The sequence below is a fragment of the Streptomyces javensis genome (genome assembly GCF_039525925.1).
Classification (GTDB): Bacteria; Actinomycetota; Actinomycetes; order Streptomycetales; family Streptomycetaceae; genus Streptomyces; species Streptomyces asiaticus.
Window position 1 is genome coordinate 1 of sequence record NZ_BAAAIF010000053.1, and the last position, 17,162, is coordinate 17,162.

The window sequence follows — 17,162 nt, forward strand, 5'->3', positions numbered from 1 at the left end:
CCCCGGGTGGGGTGATGGTGTCGGTGCAGGCCGCCGAGGCCGACGTCTTGCCGTTGCTGGCCGGTCGTGAGGCCGAGGTGAGTGTGGCGGCGGTCAACGGTCCGTACTCGACCGTGATCTCCGGGGCGGAAGAGGCGGTGACGGAGGTCGCCGGGCAGTTTGAGGCTCAGGGGGTCAAGACCAAGCGGCTGCGCGTCTCGCACGCCTTCCATTCGCCGTTGATGGAGCCGATGCTGGCCGAGTTCCGGCGGGTGGCCGAGGGGCTGTCGTACACGCCTCCCCGCATCCCCGTCGTATCGAACCTGACGGGTCTGATCGCGGACGCCGAGGCGCTGTGCTCCGCCGAGTACTGGGTACGGCACGTCCGCGAGACCGTGCGCTTCGCCGATGGCGTGGCGGCCCTCGCGGAGGCCGGTGTGACGACCTCCCTGGAGCTGGGCCCGGACGGTGTGCTGTCCGGCATGGGCCAGGAATGCGCGCCCGACGCCACCTTCGCCCCGGCCCTGCGCACCGGTCGTGATGAGGCCGCCTCGCTGCTCGAAGCGCTGGCTCAGGTCCATGTCCGGGGTGGCTCCGTGGACTGGGCGGCCCTGCTCGCACCGGCACGTCCCCGGACCGTCGAGCTGCCCACGTATGCCTTCCAGCGGGAGCGGTACTGGCTGGAGCCGGCCGCGGCCACGGCGGATGTGGCCTCGGCGGGGCTCGGTTCCGCGGAGCATCCGCTGCTCGGCGCCGCGGTGACGCTGCCCGACTCCGACGGATGTCTGTTCACCGGCCGGCTGTCCGCGCGTACGCACGCCTGGCTGGCCGACCATGAGGTGCTGGGGGCGGTGATGCTGCCGGGGACCGCGTTCGTCGAGTTGGCGCTGCACGCGGGCGACCGCGTCGGATGCGCCCGGCTGGAGGAGCTGACGCTCGAGGCACCGCTGGTCCTGCCCGAGCACGGTGGCGTACAGACGCGGGTGACGGTTTCCGACGCCGACGACTCGGGGCGCCGGGCGCTGACCGTGCACTCACGCGAGGACGGCGGGGAAGGGCCGTGGCTTCGGCATGCTACGGGCAGTGTCGCGCCCGAGCCGTCCACCTCCGCCCGCACCGCGCTCGCCGAGTCCGTATGGCCGCCGAGGGACGCCGAACCCGTGGCGCTGGACGGGCACTACGAGCGGCTTGCCGAGACGGGGCTGCGGTACGGGCCGGTGTTCCAGGGGCTGCGTGGCGTGTGGCGGCGCGGAACCGAGGTGTTCGCCGAGGTCACGCTGGACGAGGAGGCGGAGCAGGACCCGCGCCGCTTCGGCCTCCACCCGGCCTTGCTGGACGCGGCCCTGCACGCCGTGGGCGCCGCGGCCACCGCCACGTCGGAGGAGATCCGGCTGCCGTTCTCATGGAGCGGGGTGTCGGTGTACGCGGCGGGCGCCGCGATGTTGCGCGTACGCCTCACCCCCACCGGCCCCGACGGCATGGCGCTGTCGATGGAGGTGATGGATGGGACCGGTGCGCCCGTGGCCACGGTGGACTCGCTGGCGACGCGCCCAGTCTCCCCGGAGCAGGTCAACGCGGCGCGCGGTGCGGTGCACCAATCCCTCTTCCAGCTGAACTGGAGCCTTCTGCCGGGTGCCGAGGCGCCGGTGGAGGGCGCCGTGACCGAGGTGGCGCCGCTGGCTTGCGTCGACTGGCACGACGTGGCGGCATTCGGTGAGGTGATCGGTAGTGAAGGGGTCGTGCCTCCGGCGGTGGTGTGTGTGGCCCCGCCCGTGCCCACCACTGACGGCGACGCGATACGGGACGTGATCCATAGGGCGCTGGAGCTGGTGCGGGGATGGCTGGCCGAGGAGCGGTTCGCCGGATCGCGGCTGGTGATCGCCACCCATGGCGCGGTGACCGTCGAGGACGACGAGGACGACGAGGACGGCGAGGGCAACCAGAACGACAAGGCCGTGGTGGATCTCGCGGCGGCCGCCGTCTGGGGTCTGGTACGGACCGCGCAAACCGAGCACCCGGATCGGTTCGTCCTGGTCGATCTGGACGGTGGGGATCGGGAACCGGAGCACGAGGCCGGGCGCCGGCCACTGACCCCCGAGACCCTCTCCCCGCTGTCCGCGGCCCTGGCGAGTGGCGAACCCCAGGTGGCCGTGCGCGGCGGGCGGCTGCTGGCGCCCCGCCTGGGCCGAGTGCGGACCACTGAGACCACTCCGACCGCCGAAGCCGCGCCGCACTCGGCGCCGCACTCGGAGGTGCACTCGGCGACGCACTCGGCGGTGTGGGACGCGGAAGGCACGGTCCTGGTGACCGGCGCCACCGGCACGCTGGGCGGGCTGGTCGCCCGCCACCTCGTGGCCGAGCGCGGCGTACGCCATCTGCTGCTGGTGAGCCGTCGCGGCGCGGACGCCCCCGGCGCCCGCGCGTTGGAGGACGACCTGGTGGCGGCGGGCGCGTCGGTCAGCTGGGCCGCCTGCGACGTGGCCGACCGGGGCGCGCTGACCGCGGCCGTGAAGGGTGTCTCCGCGGCACATCCGCTGCGCGGAGTGGTCCACACGGCCGGGGTGCTCGACGACGGCGTCATCGCATCGCTGACACCGGAGCGCGTGGACGCGGTGTTGCGTCCGAAGTTGGACGCGGCCATCGCGCTGCACGAGCTGACCGAGGCAGTGGACCTGTCGGCGTTCGTGGTGTTCTCCTCGGCCGCCGGGACCTTCGGCACGGCCGGACAGGCCAACTACGCGGCTGCCAACGCCTCCCTCGACGCCCTGATACGGCGCCGCCGGGCCTCGGGGCTGCCCGGCCTGTCCCTCGCCTGGGGTCTGTGGGACGAGCGCGACGGAATGGCCGGTGGGCTGGCCGAGGCGGATCTGCGCCGCATAGGCCGGGCCGGAGTGGACGGTCTGTCGCCCGAGGAGGGCCTGGCCCTGTTCGACGCGGGATGTGCCGGGGAACTGCCCGTGGTCGTCCCGATGCGACTGGACCCGGCCAAGGCGCGTGGCGCCGACGGCGAAGTGCCGCACGTCATGCGGGAGCTGGTGCGGCCTATGGCGCGCAGGGCCGCGGCGGAGGGCACCGGGGCCGCGGGTGACCTGCGGGAACGACTCGCCGCGGCGTCGTCGGAGCAGGATGGCGAACGTCTGGTACTGGACCTGGTGCGGCGCTGCGTGGCCGCGGTGCTCGGACACGGTGGGGCGGCCGCGGTGGAGCCGGGCCGCGCCTTCAAGGACTTCGGCTTCGACTCGCTGACGGCGGTGGAACTGCGCAACCGCTTGGGCACGGCCACCGGGCTGCGCCTCACGGCCACGCTGGTGTTCGACTATCCGAACCCGATCGCCCTGGCCCGCCATCTCCACCAGGAGCTGACCGACGGGGACGACGGCGTGCGTACGGCCCAGTCCGCCCATCCCGCCCTGCCCGCAGGCAAGGCGGACACCGGTGACGACCTGGTGGCGATCGTCGGCATGGCCTGCCGATTCCCGGGTGGCGCCCGGTCCCCGGAGGAGCTGTGGCGGCTGCTCGCGGCGGGTGACGACGCCATTTCCGGCTTCCCCGTCAACCGTGGCTGGGATGTGGCGGGGCTGTACGACCCCGATCCGGAGGCGGACGGCAAGAGCTATGCGCGGGAGGGCGGCTTCCTGCACACCGCGGGCGAGTTCGACCCGGCGTTCTTCGGCATCTCGCCACGTGAGGCGCTGGCGATGGACCCGCAGCAGCGGCTGCTGCTGGAGACGTCATGGGAGGCGTTCGAACGGGCCGGAATCGACGCGACGACCCTTCGGGGCAGCGCGACCGGTGTCTTCGCCGGTCTGATGTACCACGACTACGGATCCCAGCTCCGGAGCATCCCCGAGGGCGCCGAGGGCTACCTCGCCACGGGTGGGTCCGGAAGCATCGCATCGGGACGGGTCGCCTACACCTTCGGTCTCGAGGGCCCGGCCGTGACCATCGACACCGCATGCTCGTCATCGCTGGTGGCACTGCATCTCGCGGCGCAGGCTCTGCGCCAGGGCGAGTGCTCGCTGGCGCTGGCGGGCGGAGTGGCGGTGATGTCCACCCCCGCCACCTTCGTGGAGTTCAGCCGTCAGCGCGGGCTGGCGCCGGACGGCCGGTGCAAGCCGTTCGCGGCGGCCGCCGATGGCACGGGCTGGGGCGAGGGCGTCGGCATGCTGCTGCTGGAACGGCTGTCGGACGCGCGGCGCAATGGCCACCAGGTACTGGCGGTGGTACGCGGCTCCGCCGTCAACCAGGACGGTGCCAGCAACGGCCTCACCGCGCCCAACGGCCCCTCACAGCAGCGGGTGATCCGGGCGGCGCTGGCGAACGCGCGGCTGTCGGCCGCCGAGGTGGACGCGGTCGAGGCCCACGGTACGGGTACGACGCTGGGCGATCCGATCGAGGCGCAGGCGCTGCTGGCCACGTACGGCCGCGAACGCACCGACGAACAGCCCCTGTGGCTCGGCTCGATCAAGTCCAACATCGGACACACCCAGGCCGCGGCCGGTGTCGCGGGCATCATGAAGATGGTGCTCGCCATGCGGCACGGTCTGCTGCCCCAGACGCTGGGCGTCGACGAACCGTCGACGCACATCGACTGGACGGCCGGAGCCGTCGAACTGCTCACCGAGGCCAGGCCCTGGCCCGAGACTGACCGCCCACGCCGGGCGGGTGTCTCCTCCTTCGGCCTCAGTGGCACGAATGCGCACATCATCCTCGAGCAGGCGCCGTCGACTGAGGACGAGACATCCGAGTCGACCGGGGAATTGGCGCCCGCTGTGGTGCCGTGGGTGCTGTCGGCGAAGTCCGATGCCGGTGTGCGTGAGCAGGCCGGGCGACTCCTCTCGCTCGTGGCCGGGGAGACCGGCCCGACCGTGGCGGACATCGGTCTGTCGCTGGTCACCACGCGCGCGGCGTTCGAGCGGCGGGCGGTGGTGTTGGGCGGTGACCGTACCGCGCTCGTCAGCGGCCTGACCGCGTTGGCCGAGGGCCGCGAGGTGTCGGGCGTGGTGCGGGGGGCCGTGGTCGGCTCCGATGCCCGTACGGCCTTTGTCTTCCCTGGTCAGGGGTGGCAGTGGGTGGGGATGGCGGCGGGGCTGCTGGAGTCTTCGCCGGTGTTCGCGGAGCGGCTGGAGGAGTGTGCGGCGGCGTTGGCGCCGTTCGTGGAGTGGTCGTTGGTGGATGTGCTCGGCGACTCTGTGGCGTTGGAGCGGGTGGATGTGGTGCAGCCGGTGTTGTGGGCGGTGATGGTGTCGCTGGCTGAGTTGTGGCGTTCGTACGGTGTCGAGCCCGCGGCGGTCATCGGCCACTCGCAGGGTGAGATCGCGGCGGCGTGTGTGGCGGGTGCGTTGTCGTTGGAGGACGCGGCTCGCGTGGTGGCGTTGCGGAGCAGGGCGCTGCGCGCGTTGTCGGGGCTCGGTGGGATGGTGTCGGTGTCGTTGCCCGTGGGTGAGGTGCGGGAGCGGATGGGCCGGTGGGGTGAGCGGCTGTCGGTGGCGGCGGTGAACGGGCCCTCGGCTGTCGTGGTCTCCGGTGACGCGGACGCGCTGGACGAGCTGATGGCGGCATGCGAGGCGGACGAGGTCCGGGCGCGCCGCATCCCCGTGGACTACGCCTCCCACTGCGCCCATGTGGAGGACATCGAGGAGGAGTTGCTGCGGGCCCTGGCGGATATCGCTCCCCGGGCTTCGTCGGTGCCGTTCTACTCCACGGTCACCGCCGGTGTGCTGGACACCACGGGGCTGGACGCGGGGTACTGGTACCGCAATCTGCGTCAGACGGTGCGCTTCGACGAGACCGTACGCGCCCTGCTGGCCGACGGCTTCCAGGTGTTCATCGAGGCCAGCGCCCATCCGGTCCTCACGATGGGTGTGGAGCAGACCGCCGAGGACCACGGCACCCGCGTCACCGCCGTCGGTTCGCTGCGCCGCGATGAAGGCGGCCTGGAGCGTTTTCTCACCTCTCTGGCCGAGGCGTACGTGGGCGGTGCGTCCGTCGACTGGGCGGGGATGTTCGCGGGAACGGGTGCGAAGCGCGTCGATCTGCCGACGTATGCCTTCCAGCGCACCCACTTCTGGCTGGAGTCCGAGGCGATCGATGCCACCGGTGACATGGCATCGGCGGGGCTGGACCCGGCCGGGCATCCGTTGCTGGGGGCCGCCGTGCCGCTGCCCGACTCCGACGGGTTCCTGCTCACCGGTCGGCTCTCGCTCCGTACCCACCCCTGGCTCGCCGACCACGCGGTCGCGGACGTCACGCTGCTGCCGGGGACGGCCTTCGTGGAGTTGCTGATGCGGGCCGGTGACGCGGTCGGCTGCGATCAGGTGGACGAACTGACCCTGGGAGCACCGCTGGTGCTGCCCGAGCAGGGCACGGTCCGGCTCCAGGTCGCCGTGGGCGGTCCCGACGGGACAGGGCGGCGCTCGGTCGGTGTGTACGCACAGACGGAGGACGGCCCCTGGACACAGCACGCCACCGGTGTGCTCGGCAGCGGCGGCACCTCGGCGGTGGCCGATCGCGCCACCGAACCCGAGCCATGGCCACCGGCCGGTGCGGAGGCGGTGGATGTCGGCGGGCTCTACGAACGGTTCGCACGGACCGGGCTGGGGTACGGGCCGTCCTTCCAGGGGCTGCGCGCCGTCTGGCGCAAGGGCGACGAGGTCTTCGCCGAGGTCCGCCTGGCGGAGGAGGCACGGCAGGACGCCGAGCGGTTCGGCCTCCACCCGGCCCTGCTGGACGCCGCGTTGCACGCGATGGCCTTCGGCGGCTTCGTCCGCCTCCCCGAGCCCGGTGGCAACGTCCGCCGGGACGAGGGGGCGGGCACCGGACGCGTCCGGCTCCCCTTCGCCTGGAGCCGTGTGGCGCTGCATGCCACCGGCGCGTCCGCGTTGCGGGTGCGGCTGGCACCGGCCGGGCCGGACGCGGTCTCGCTGACCGCGCTCGACGAGTCGGGGCAGCCGGTGGCCTCGGTGGATTCGCTCGTCACCCGCGCGGTCGCCCGGGACCAACTCGGCGCGGCGCACGGTGCCTTCCACGCATCGCTGTTCAGCCTGGAGTGGACGGCGTCCGTGGCGGTACCCCCGTCGTCCGGCTCTGCCGGTCGCTGGGCCGTGCTCGCCGAAGGTGACACGGGGCTGTCGGCCGCGCTGAAGTCGGCGGGCACGACCGGTGCCCTGGCCGAGACGCACGCGGATCTGTCCGCTCTGGGAGGGGCCATTGAGGCGGGGCGAGCGGCGCCGGACCTGGTGTTCGCCTCCCTGGCCTCCTCGGCTTCCCCGACCTCCCTGACCCACTTCTCCTCGCCGACCGCCGAGGCGGTCCGCTCCGCGGCGCACCGGGCGCTCGCGCTGGTGCAGTCGTGGCTGGCAGATGAGCGGTTCGGGCGGTCCCGGCTGGTGCTGGTCACCCATGGGGCGGTCGGTGTCCGGCCCGGGGAGCCGCTCGCCGATCCCGCCTGCGCCGCGGTGTGGGGACTCGTGAGGTCGGCGCAGTCGGAGAACCCCGACCGGTTCCTGCTGCTCGACCTGGACGACCAGGAGGCGTCGTTCACCGCCCTGCCACAGGCCCTGTCCGGCGACGAGCCGCAGATGGCGGTGCGCGGCGGCGCGGTGCTGGTGCCACGGCTCGCCCGGGTCCCCGCGGCCCAGGTCCCGGCGGCCCAGATCCCCGCGGCCCAGGTCCCGGCGGCCCCGGTTCCCGTGGCGCGGGTGCGGGACGCGGCCCACGAGACCGTGTCCACGCCGGGCGGCGAGCGGGAGGGCGAGCCCGCGGCCACCCCGCTGTGGGACCCGGAGGGGACGGTCCTCATCACCGGCGCCACGGGGGTGCTGGGCTCCCTGGTGGCACGTCACCTGGTGGCCGAGCACGGCGTACGCCATCTGCTGCTGACCAGCCGCCGGGGGCGCGAGGCCACGGGTGCGGCCGAGCTGGTGGACGAGCTGACCGCGTCGGGGGCGTCGGTGTCCCTGGCCGCCTGCGACACGGCCGACCGCGCCGCGCTGGCGCGGCTGCTGGCCACCGTACCGGCCGGACATCCGCTGACCGGTGTGGTGCACGCGGCCGGTGTCCTCGACGACGGGGTGATCGGCTCGCTGACCCCGGAGCGCGTCGACACGGTGCTGCGGCCCAAGGCCGATGCCGCCATCAACCTCCATGAGCTGACGGAGCACCTGCCGCTGTCCGCGTTCGTGCTGTTCTCCTCGGCGGCGGGCGTGTTCGGTGGCAGCGGTCAGGCCAACTACGCGTCGGCCAACGCGTTCCTGGACGCGCTGGCGCAGCGGCGCAGGGCGCGGGGGCTGCCGGCGGTCTCCCTGGCCTGGGGGCTGTGGGCCGAACGCAGCGCCATGACGGGCCACATGGACGACAGCGACGTCGAACGGCTCAACCGGGCGGGAGTGACCGCACTGTCCTCCGAGGAGGGCCTGGCGCTCTTCGACGCGGCGACGGCGCAGGCGCATGCCCGGGCCGCTCGGGCCGGGGGCCCCGGTCAGGGTGAGGGCGCCGACGCGAGCGGCGGCGGACAGCCGGAGAGCGCCACCGACGTGCACCCGGAAAGCACCACCGACGCACACCCGCTCCTCGTACCCATGCGGCTCGACGTCGCCGCGCTACGAGTGCAGGCCGCCTCCCTCGGCGTCCCGCATCTGCTGCGCGGGCTGGTCCGGGTCCCGGCCCGGCGCGCCGCCCATAACGCCGCCTCCGGCTCCGCCACCGGCGCCGGGGGAGTGGAGCCGATCGGACAGCGCCTGAACGGGCTCTCGGCCAGGGAGCAGACCCAGGTCCTGACCGAGCTGGTGCGCACCCATGCCGCCACCGTGCTCGGCCATGACTCACCGGACCTGGTGGAGGACGACCACGCCTTCCTCGAGCTGGGCATCACCTCGCTCACCGCCGTGGAGATCCGCAACCGGCTCAACCTCGCCACCGGTCTCCATCTGCCCGCCACGCTGCTCTTCGACCACACCACACCCGCGGCGCTCGCCGTCCACCTGCGCGCCCAACTGGCCCCCGGCGCCGCGGACTCCGCACCCCAGGGCGAAGCACCCGCCGCCGGAGCGCCGCACCGGACCACGACCACGGCCACGCCCCCCGGCGCGGCCAAGGCCGCGACCGGCTCGACGATCGAGGAGCTGTACCGGCAGGCGTGCGCCGATGAACAGTACGTGGCGGGCACCCAGCTGCTCATGGCGGCGGCCCGGCTGCGCCCGTCGTTCCGTACGGCGGCGGAGCTGACCACCCCGCCCAAGCTGGTGCGGCTCTCCAAGGGCGGTACGGCGCCGGGGCTGGTGTGCTTCCCGTCGCTGGTCGCCATCTCGGGGCCGCGCGAGTACGCCCGCTTCGCGGCCGGGTTCCGGGGCCGCCGCGATGTCTCCGTGCTGCCCGAGCCCGGTTTCGGCAAGGGGGAGCTGCTTCCGGCGAGCGTCGACGCCGTGGTGGAGATGCAGGCGGAGGCGGCGCTGCGCTGTGTCGGGGAGAAGCCGTTCGTGCTCGTCGGACGCTCGTCGGGGGGCTGGATCGCCCAGGCCGTCGCCGGGCGGCTGGAGGCGCGTGGCAGCGCGCCCTCGGCGGTCGTCCTGCTGGACACCTATCTGCCGCGCAGCGAGGCGCTGCCGTGGATCCAGACGAATCTGTCCGGCAAGATGTTCGACCGGGAAAAGATGTTCGGCGTGGTGGACGAGGGCAGGCTGACCGCGATGGGCGGCTATCTGCGCCTCTTCTCGGACTGGGGGCCGACGCCGATTGACGCGCCGATTCTCACGGTGAAAGCGGAGGAGTCCTTTCCGGGGTCCGGAGAGGGAACCGACGAGGAATCGGCATGGGGTGCCACGCTCACCCGTATCGACGTTCCCGGCGACCACTTCACCATGATGGAGGATTTCGCCGGAGTCGCCGCCGAAGCGGTCCTCAACTGGCTTGCGGAGAACGTGTGATTCGCAATGCCTGACATCCTGATAGGCTCGCGCTCATTCGAAGCGCGGAAGAAAAAACGGGGAAGGCGCTCGCGGATTTCTGATGTCGCCGAAGACCTTTCCATTACTGCGGGAGGAAACATCATGACGTCCAATGTCAGCGCGGTCGGCGAGCGGGTCGGCGAGTTCTACGACCAGCTGGTGGGCATGTTCGACGCCTCGCTGTACGGCCCGAACATCCATGTCGGCTACTGGAACAGCCAGGAGGACAGCACCACCCTGGAGGACGCCGCCGACCGGCTCACCGACATGATGACCGCGCGGCTGCGCATCGGCGCCGGCTCCCGGGTCCTGGACATCGGCTGCGGCTTCGGCGGGCCCGCGATCAGGCTCGCGCAGAAGACGGGTGCCGAGGTCGTGGGCATCAGCGTCAGCCGTAAGCAGGTCGAGAAGGCCAACGAGCTGGCCGAGGCCGCCGGGGTGAGCGGCAAGGTCACCTTCCAGTACGGCGACGCGATGGACCTGGCCTTCGACGACGGCTCCTTCGACGCCATCTGGATGCTGGAATCCGTGATGCAGATGCCCGACCGGGCGGCGGCGCTCACGGAGGCCGCCCGCGTTCTGCGCCCGGGCGGACGGCTGGCGCTCACCGACAACTACGAGCGCGAGGAGATATCCGAGGAGCGGCGGCCGGTCATCGAGAACATTCTCCAGCGGTACCTCACCCAGCCGCCCGCGTCTTTCGAGACATACCCGGCGATGCTGCGCCAGGCCGGGCTGCGCTGTACGGAGCTGCTCGACGTCAGCGAAAGCACCACCAAGCAGTCGGTCCGGCGGCTCGGTGAGGCCATGGCCCAGAACATGGAGCAGCTGGCGTCCAAGGTCGACCCGGAGGTCTTCAACAAGTTGAAGCCCGCCGAGGGCGAGAACATGGAAATGCCCGAGCTGGGATATCTCATCGCCACCGCGCGGCGCCCCGAAACCGCGTAGGTTCTCGGCGCTGGAATTTCCCGGTTCTCTTCGGGGAGTCATTCAGGGGCGGGTCGGCACATTCGGCCCGCCCCTCGGCGCGGAGGGGCCGCGACCGATCCGCCAGGGCCCCGACCGACCCGCCGGGGCCATGCGGTGCGGACGTCGCATGGCGCGTGGCGTCGCCTACCGTGGGAGGCAGCCGGAGAACCAGGGAGGCGGGCAAGATGACCAGCGCACCGGACACCGTCCCGCTGCCCTCGGGGGAGCGGATCCCGCCGCTCGGCCAGGGCACCTGGCACATGGGTGACCACCCCCGGCGCCGCGCCGATGAGATCGCGGCGCTGCGGCGCGGACTCGACCTCGGCATGACCGTCGTGGACACGGCCGAGATGTACGGCAGCGGCGCCTCCGAGGAACTCGTCGGGGAGGCGATCGCCGGCCGCCGCGACGAGGTGTTCCTGGTCAGCAAGGTGCTCCCGGGCCACGCCGACCGTGGTGGCACCATCGCGGCCTGCGAGGCCAGCCTGCGGCGCCTCGGTACGGACCGGCTGGATCTGTATCTGCTGCACTGGCGGGGGCGGATCCCGCTGGAGGAGACCCTCGAAGCCTTCGCCGAACTCACGGGGAGCGGCAAGATCCGCCACTGGGGTGTGAGCAACTTCGACGCCTCTGACATGACGGATCTCGTCGCCATCCCCGGTGGCGACGGTGTCGCCGTCAACCAGGTGCTCTACAACCTCACCCGGCGCGGTGTGGAGTACGACCTCATGCACTGGTGCCATCGGCGCGACATCCCCTTGATGGCTTATTCGCCCATCGAGCAGGGACGCCTGCCGCGCACCGGGGCGCTGCGGGAGGTCGCACGGGCCCATGACGCGACGCCCGCGCAGGTGATGCTGGCGTGGGTGCTCCGGCAGGGAGTGATGGCGATCCCCAAGGCCGGGCGGGTCGACCATGTCGAGGAGAACCGCGCCGCGCTGGATCTGGAGCTGACCTCGGCGGACCTGGCCGCGCTGGACAGCGCCTTCCCACCGCCCACGGGGCCCGTGCCCCTCGAGGTCCTTTGAGCCCGGGGTCCTCGAAGGCTCTGGGCGCACCGGCCTTCGTACGCGGGTCCTACGCATACGGGCCTTGAGGCGGGCGCGGCGCACCTCACGTATACGGATCGTGGTAGCGCAACAGCACCCCGACCCCGTCCTCCAGCGGCAGCTCCTCACGCGGGACCGTGATCAGCTCGGCGCCGGTGCCCACCAGGGCCCGCACCACCACGGCCCCGGCGGGCTCCTGCCGTCCGGTGTGCACGCCGAAGGTGTGGAGGTCCGGCTCCGTCAGCGTGATGTGGGTGGGCTCGGGCCCCGCCCACAGCGACTCCGGAAGGTGCACAGGGCGGGTGAGCAGCAGGCAGTGGGCCTGGCCACGCTGTAGGGCGGTGATGGCGGCGGACAGCCCGTCGGAGGTGTCCGGGTGCCGGGCGCGCTGCGCCATGTAGCGGTGCGTCAGGGTCCGGTCCCGTTCGTTCACCGTGGCACGCAGGGTGTCGTGCAGCTCCGCCTCCAACAGGGCCCGGCCGGGTCCGGCCACCGGTCGTCCGCTGTCGGGCACGGTGACGACGCGCTGTTGTGTGGATTCGGGCAAATGGTTGACCAGCACGCCGCGCAACCACACGTCCTCCGCCGCGCACCGCAACACGATCGTCTCGGCATCGGTCCAGCGGCGCAGACTCTCCAGCTCATGGGCGACCGCGAAGGCGTTGGCCGGCCAGTCCCGGGCCGCGCCGATGTGGTTGTAGCGGGGCTCCGGTGCCACCCGGCTCATGGGCCACCGCCCGGCCTGGTAGTGCACCACCACATCCTCTTCCAGGTCGGTCTCCGCGAAGGCGCGGCAGAGGGCCACGGCCACATAGGGGATGTCCGGGGAGTGCTGCAACACCAGGGGCAGCACATCGGGGATCGAGGTGAAGCGGGCCGAATCGGCCGTCGGCGGCTCGGGGAGCTCCTCGGCCAGTCCGAGCCGCCCATGGGCGGCGAACAGGGCCTGTCCGTGCCGCCCGGACACCTCCCGGTCGCTGCCCACGGCGGTATGCAGGGCGGAGAGGGTGGCGTTGTCCACGCCCTGGCCGGAGAGCGCGTCGCGCAGGTGCCGCCAGCGCGGCTCGATCGCCTCCTGAGGATCCTCGCTGTCGCGGGAGGTGTCCAGGTAGACGGCGGCCCATGGGCCGGGCCGCGCGTAGAGCGGGTCGAGAAACGACAACTTCATATGCGCTCCGTACCTTGTCGGGCGACCTGACGGGGCGGCCCGACACGAGCGGGTTTCCCTCTCCCGCCGGATGAAACCGCTCGAAACCACTGGTTCCGGTCAGTACCGGGCGGGGCTGTCCAGGGGTGTGCGGCGGTGTCTACAGCGACGTCGACCGTCTACATCGGTGTAGTCGCTCAAGTGGCGCTGCTCCGTCGGGGCGCGGCAGTGTCGGACCCCCGCGCTACCTTGCCGCCATGACGGAATTCGTACTGGTGGCGGGTGCGTGGCTGGGGTCGTGGGCATGGGACGAGGTGGTTCCGGAGCTACGGGCGGCCGGACACGGCGCTCATGCCCTCACGCTGTCCGGACTCGCCGATAAGCGGGGTGTGCCGGCCGGGCAGCGGACCCACGTCCAGGACATCGTCGGCGAGGTCGAGCGCCTCGAGCTGCGCGATGTGGTCCTGGTGGGGCACAGCTACGCGGGCATCCCGGTCGGTCAGGCCGCCGAGCGCATCGGCGACCGGCTGGCCCATGTGGTGTTCGTGGACTCCAACGTTCCGGTGGACGGGGAGTCGTTCCTGTCGGCGTGGCCCAGCGGGCGGGCCATGGTGGAGGCGTCGATGGCCGCGAACGACAGCTTCTGGGCGCCCCTGACCGAGGCCGACTGCGAGGGCCAAGGGCTCACCGACGAGCAGATCGCGCGGTTCGTGGCCGGTTCCACGCCGCATCCGGGCGCCACACTCTCCGAGCCTGCCGTGCTGGCGCGCCGGCTCGATGGGCTTCCGGCCACGTACGTCAAGTGTCTGCTCGACGGCGATGAGCCGATGGGCGAGGCGGCCGAGCTGCTGAAGAGCGAGCACTGGCGGCTGGTCGAGATGGACACCGGCCACTGGCCGATGTTCTCCCAGCCGAGTGAGCTGGCCCGGATACTGCTCGGCTGCGCTGGTGGGGCATCGTGACCCCGCACCACGCCTGACGGTGATGGCACACGACGGTCGTCACGCCGTGTGCCATCGCGTCGACTGCGCGGTCACTCGCAGCCGTACCGCCAGTTCCACCCCACGAAGGTGTGCCGCAGCTCCACATCGAAGCGGCAGCTCGTCGTCCCGTCCGCCTTCAACTGGACGTACGAGTGGTGGGTGTTGTCGTACCAGTCGCCGGTCGGGTCGAAGACGCCCTTGTACGCGAAGTCGGCGTGCGCCTCGGAGTTGACCTCGGCGCAGTCCGTGACGCAGTCGTCCTTCGTGTTCTGCGAGGTGAGCGACCAACCGGCGTCCCACGGCTCGCGGTTCCACTCCTGGGTGGCCGTGGTGCCGCCCGTGGTGACGCGCCCGCTCGCCGTGTCCCATGAGGAGGCGGTGTACAGGCCCGTCATCCGGATGTTGCAGCAGTCGTACATCTCGTTCCAGCCACGCAGCTGATGGCCGGCGGCGGCCGTGGTGGCGCGCCCGGCGGCGGTCGCGGTGCGCGCCGAGCGGGCCGATGCCGGACCGTGCTGGACGGAGACCCGCTCGGGCTTGCAGTCGGGGCCAATGGTGATTTGCCCCGAAACGGCCTGGCCGGGCGCCGGAGCGGGGAGCTCGCCGGTCAGCCGGACACCGTCACAGGACTTCGGCGCGGGATCGGCCTCCTGCGCCGTCGCCACCGTCGTGCCGCCCAGGAACGCCACCAGGGAGACCGCCGACACGGCCGCGATGCTTAACCGGCTGTTCACTTCTCACGCCCCTTGATCGAATGATCCATGCGATCCGAAACGGGCGGCGCGCCTCGGTGCGGATGCGCCGCCAGGTCACGGGTGATCGTAACGGCGGCCGTACGCGGCGGCGGGGGAGTGGGAAAGGTTGGCAGGAAGGTGGCAGCGCGGCCCCCGCCCGGCCGCGTCCACGACACCGCAGGCCACAGCTGGGGTAGACTGCCCGGGTCCTGTTGTCTCCGATAGAGGTGGACGTTGCGTATCTGAGGTTCGCGATCATCGCGCGGTACGGCACAAGCCGTAGCCGTCACGTCGTAGCCGGCCTTCCCGCCGCCCGTGACCCGCGTGGATGCGACCTCGGTGCATACGCCGTCCCTCACCCTTCGGAGGGCCGCACCCCATTCCCCGGCTTGGTCGCCGCGTGGTGCTCGCATACGTAGCCCCTTTTTCACAGCGCTTACGAATTGCGAGAACACCATGGCAGCATCCCCCACCCCCAGCGCCTCCCTGACCTGCTCGGCCCTGTCCTTCCAGTGGGCGGACGGCACGTCCGTCTTCGACGGGCTCTCGCTCGGCATCGGGCGGGGCCGCACCGGCCTCGTGGGCACCAACGGCAGCGGCAAGTCCACCCTGCTGCGGCTGATCGCCGGGCGGTTGCGTCCTACCGAGGGGTCGGTGACCGTCGGCGGCGGCCTCGCCTACCTTCCGCAGAACATCACCCTCGACACCACCCTCCGCGTGGACCAGGCCCTGGGCATCGCCGAACGGCGCGCCGCGCTACGGGCCATCGAGGCCGGGGACGTCGACGAGGCCCACTTCGAGACGATCGGCGACGACTGGGACGTCGAGGAGCGTGCCCTGGCGACACTGGGCTCACTCGGGCTCGGCGATGTCGAACTGGACCGCACCGTCGGCCATCTGTCCGGCGGGGAGACCGTACTGCTGCGCCTGGCCGCCCTGCTCCTGGAGCGCCCCGACGTCCTGCTGCTCGATGAACCCACCAACAACCTCGACCTGTTCGCGCGGCGCCGGCTCTACGACGCCGTGGACTCCTGGCGCTCCGGTGTGCTGGTCGTGGTCAGCCACGACCGTGAGCTGCTGGAGCGGGTGGACCGCATCGCCGAACTGCGCGCCGGATCGGTGACCTGGTACGGCGGCGGCTGGTCCGCCTACCAGGAGGCGCTGGCCACCCAGCAGGAGGCGGCGGCGCGCATGCTGCGGGCCGCGGAGGCGGATGTGCGGCGGCAAAAGCGCGAACTGGAGGAGACCCACATCAAACTGGCACGCCGTCAGCGGCAGAGCAAGAAGATGGACATCGAGCGGCGGGCCCCGAGAATCGTCGCCGGTGGCCGCAAGCGGGCCGCGCAGGAGTCGGCCGGCAAACTCCGCGATCTGCACGAAGACCGTCTCCACGAGGCGCGCGAGCGGCGTGAGGAGGCCGCGGACGCGGTCCGCGACGACGCCGAGATCCGGGTGAGCCTGCCGCACACCGCCGTACCCGCGGGCCGCACCGTGCTCACCCTGAGCGAACTGCGCCCCCGGTACGGCGCGTTGCGCGACGGCACCCTGCATGTGCACGGACCGGAACGCATCGCGCTGGTCGGGCGCAACGGAGCCGGTAAGACGACACTGCTGCGCACCCTCACCGGCGAACTCGCCCCGCTGTCGGGGGAGGCCAGGACCTACGTACCGCTGCGGTTCCTGCCGCAGCGGCTGGATGTGCTGGACGACGAGCTGAGCGTGGCGGCGAACGTGGCGAGCCGGGCGCCCGGTGTCACCGACAACCACATCCGCGCCCAGCTCGCGCGCTTCCTCTTCAAGGGGGCGCGAGCGGAGCAGCCGGCGGGCACCCTCTCCGGTGGTGAACGCTTCCGGGCCGCCCTCGCGGCCACCATGCTCGCCGCGCCGGCCCCGCAGCTGCTGATGCTCGACGAGCCGACCAACAACCTCGACCTGGCCAGTGTGCGACAGCTGACGAGCGCGCTGGACTCCTACCAGGGCGCGCTCGTGGTCGCCAGCCACGATCTGCCGTTCCTGGAGACAATCGGCATCACCCGGTGGCTGCTGGTCGGCGAGGAGTTGCGGGACATCGCCGCCGACGAGGTCCGGGCGGTGCTCGAGACGACATCCCCGGCAGGGTAGGTGCCACCTTCGAAATCGATCTCGTCGCGCGAGATATATGAACGTTTAACAGGGGAGAGAAGGTGGCGGGGCGGCCGATGTGCTCGCGCCTGGCGAGATTCAGCCCGTCGTGGCGAGAGCGTGCACGACTGCTTGTTGACTCTTCAGTAATAACGTGGCTAATTTCAGTCGGCGCCATTTCGCGGGATTGCCATGCCATACGTTCGACATGCCTTGCCCGGATTATCTCCATTTCC

Annotated in this window: 7 protein-coding genes; 5 read left to right on the forward strand and 2 right to left on the reverse strand. The window is 71.9% G+C overall.

Annotated elements, in window-relative coordinates; genetic code table 11:
- Positions 1–17 precede the first annotated feature (17 nt).
- The 3 genes from ABD329_RS34165 to ABD329_RS34175 all read left to right on the forward strand — a co-directional run bounded on the left by ABD329_RS34165 (position 18) and on the right by ABD329_RS34175 (position 11,920).
- The gene (locus ABD329_RS34165) at positions 18–9,902 is read left to right on the forward strand and encodes an SDR family NAD(P)-dependent oxidoreductase (protein ID WP_425574414.1); all 9,885 of its coding nucleotides are present in this window, start codon (positions 18–20) and stop codon (positions 9,900–9,902) included.
- 123 nt (positions 9,903–10,025) lie between these two features.
- Positions 10,026–10,871: an SAM-dependent methyltransferase gene (locus ABD329_RS34170; protein ID WP_198277839.1), complete on the forward strand. Its 846-nt coding sequence runs from the start codon at positions 10,026–10,028 to the stop codon at positions 10,869–10,871.
- Positions 10,872–11,077: 206 nt separating this feature from the next.
- Positions 11,078–11,920, forward strand: a complete 843-nt coding sequence (locus ABD329_RS34175) for an aldo/keto reductase (RefSeq protein WP_198277838.1) — start codon at positions 11,078–11,080, stop codon at positions 11,918–11,920.
- Positions 11,921–12,005: 85 nt separating this feature from the next.
- Here ABD329_RS34175 and ABD329_RS34180 read toward each other — a convergent pair whose 3' ends face one another.
- The gene (locus ABD329_RS34180) at positions 12,006–13,109 is read right to left on the reverse strand and encodes a baeRF2 domain-containing protein (protein WP_198277837.1); all 1,104 of its coding nucleotides are present in this window, start codon (positions 13,107–13,109) and stop codon (positions 12,006–12,008) included.
- 236 nt (positions 13,110–13,345) lie between these two features.
- On the opposite strand from ABD329_RS34180, the gene ABD329_RS34185 reads away from it, so the two are divergent.
- Positions 13,346–14,050 (forward strand): alpha/beta fold hydrolase, encoded by a 705-nt coding sequence (locus ABD329_RS34185; protein WP_198277836.1) that lies wholly within the window; start codon positions 13,346–13,348, stop codon positions 14,048–14,050.
- A gap of 71 nt (positions 14,051–14,121) precedes the next feature.
- Here the strand turns inward: ABD329_RS34185 and ABD329_RS34190 are convergent, their stop codons facing one another.
- Positions 14,122–14,805, reverse strand: coding sequence for a hypothetical protein (locus tag ABD329_RS34190; protein WP_198277835.1), 684 nt, complete (start codon positions 14,803–14,805; stop codon positions 14,122–14,124).
- Positions 14,806–15,261: 456 nt separating this feature from the next.
- Here ABD329_RS34190 and ABD329_RS34195 point away from each other — a divergent pair, with 456 nt between their 5' ends.
- A complete protein-coding gene (locus ABD329_RS34195) occupies positions 15,262–16,926 on the forward strand; it encodes an ABC-F family ATP-binding cassette domain-containing protein (RefSeq protein WP_198277834.1) in 1,665 nt (554 codons plus the stop codon).
- Positions 16,927–17,162: the final 236 nt, after the last annotated feature.

Excerpts from the sequence above, each read along its gene's own strand:
- ABD329_RS34170 (WP_198277839.1), top strand. The coding sequence starts at position 10,026 with ATGACGTCCAATGTCAGCGCGGTCGGCGAGCGGGTCGGCGAGTTCTAC.
- ABD329_RS34175 (WP_198277838.1), top strand. The coding sequence starts at position 11,078 with ATGACCAGCGCACCGGACACCGTCCCGCTGCCCTCGGGGGAGCGGATC.
- ABD329_RS34180 (WP_198277837.1), bottom strand. The coding sequence starts at position 13,109 with ATGAAGTTGTCGTTTCTCGACCCGCTCTACGCGCGGCCCGGCCCATGG.
- ABD329_RS34185 (WP_198277836.1), top strand. The coding sequence starts at position 13,346 with ATGACGGAATTCGTACTGGTGGCGGGTGCGTGGCTGGGGTCGTGGGCA.
- ABD329_RS34195 (WP_198277834.1), top strand. The coding sequence starts at position 15,262 with ATGGCAGCATCCCCCACCCCCAGCGCCTCCCTGACCTGCTCGGCCCTG.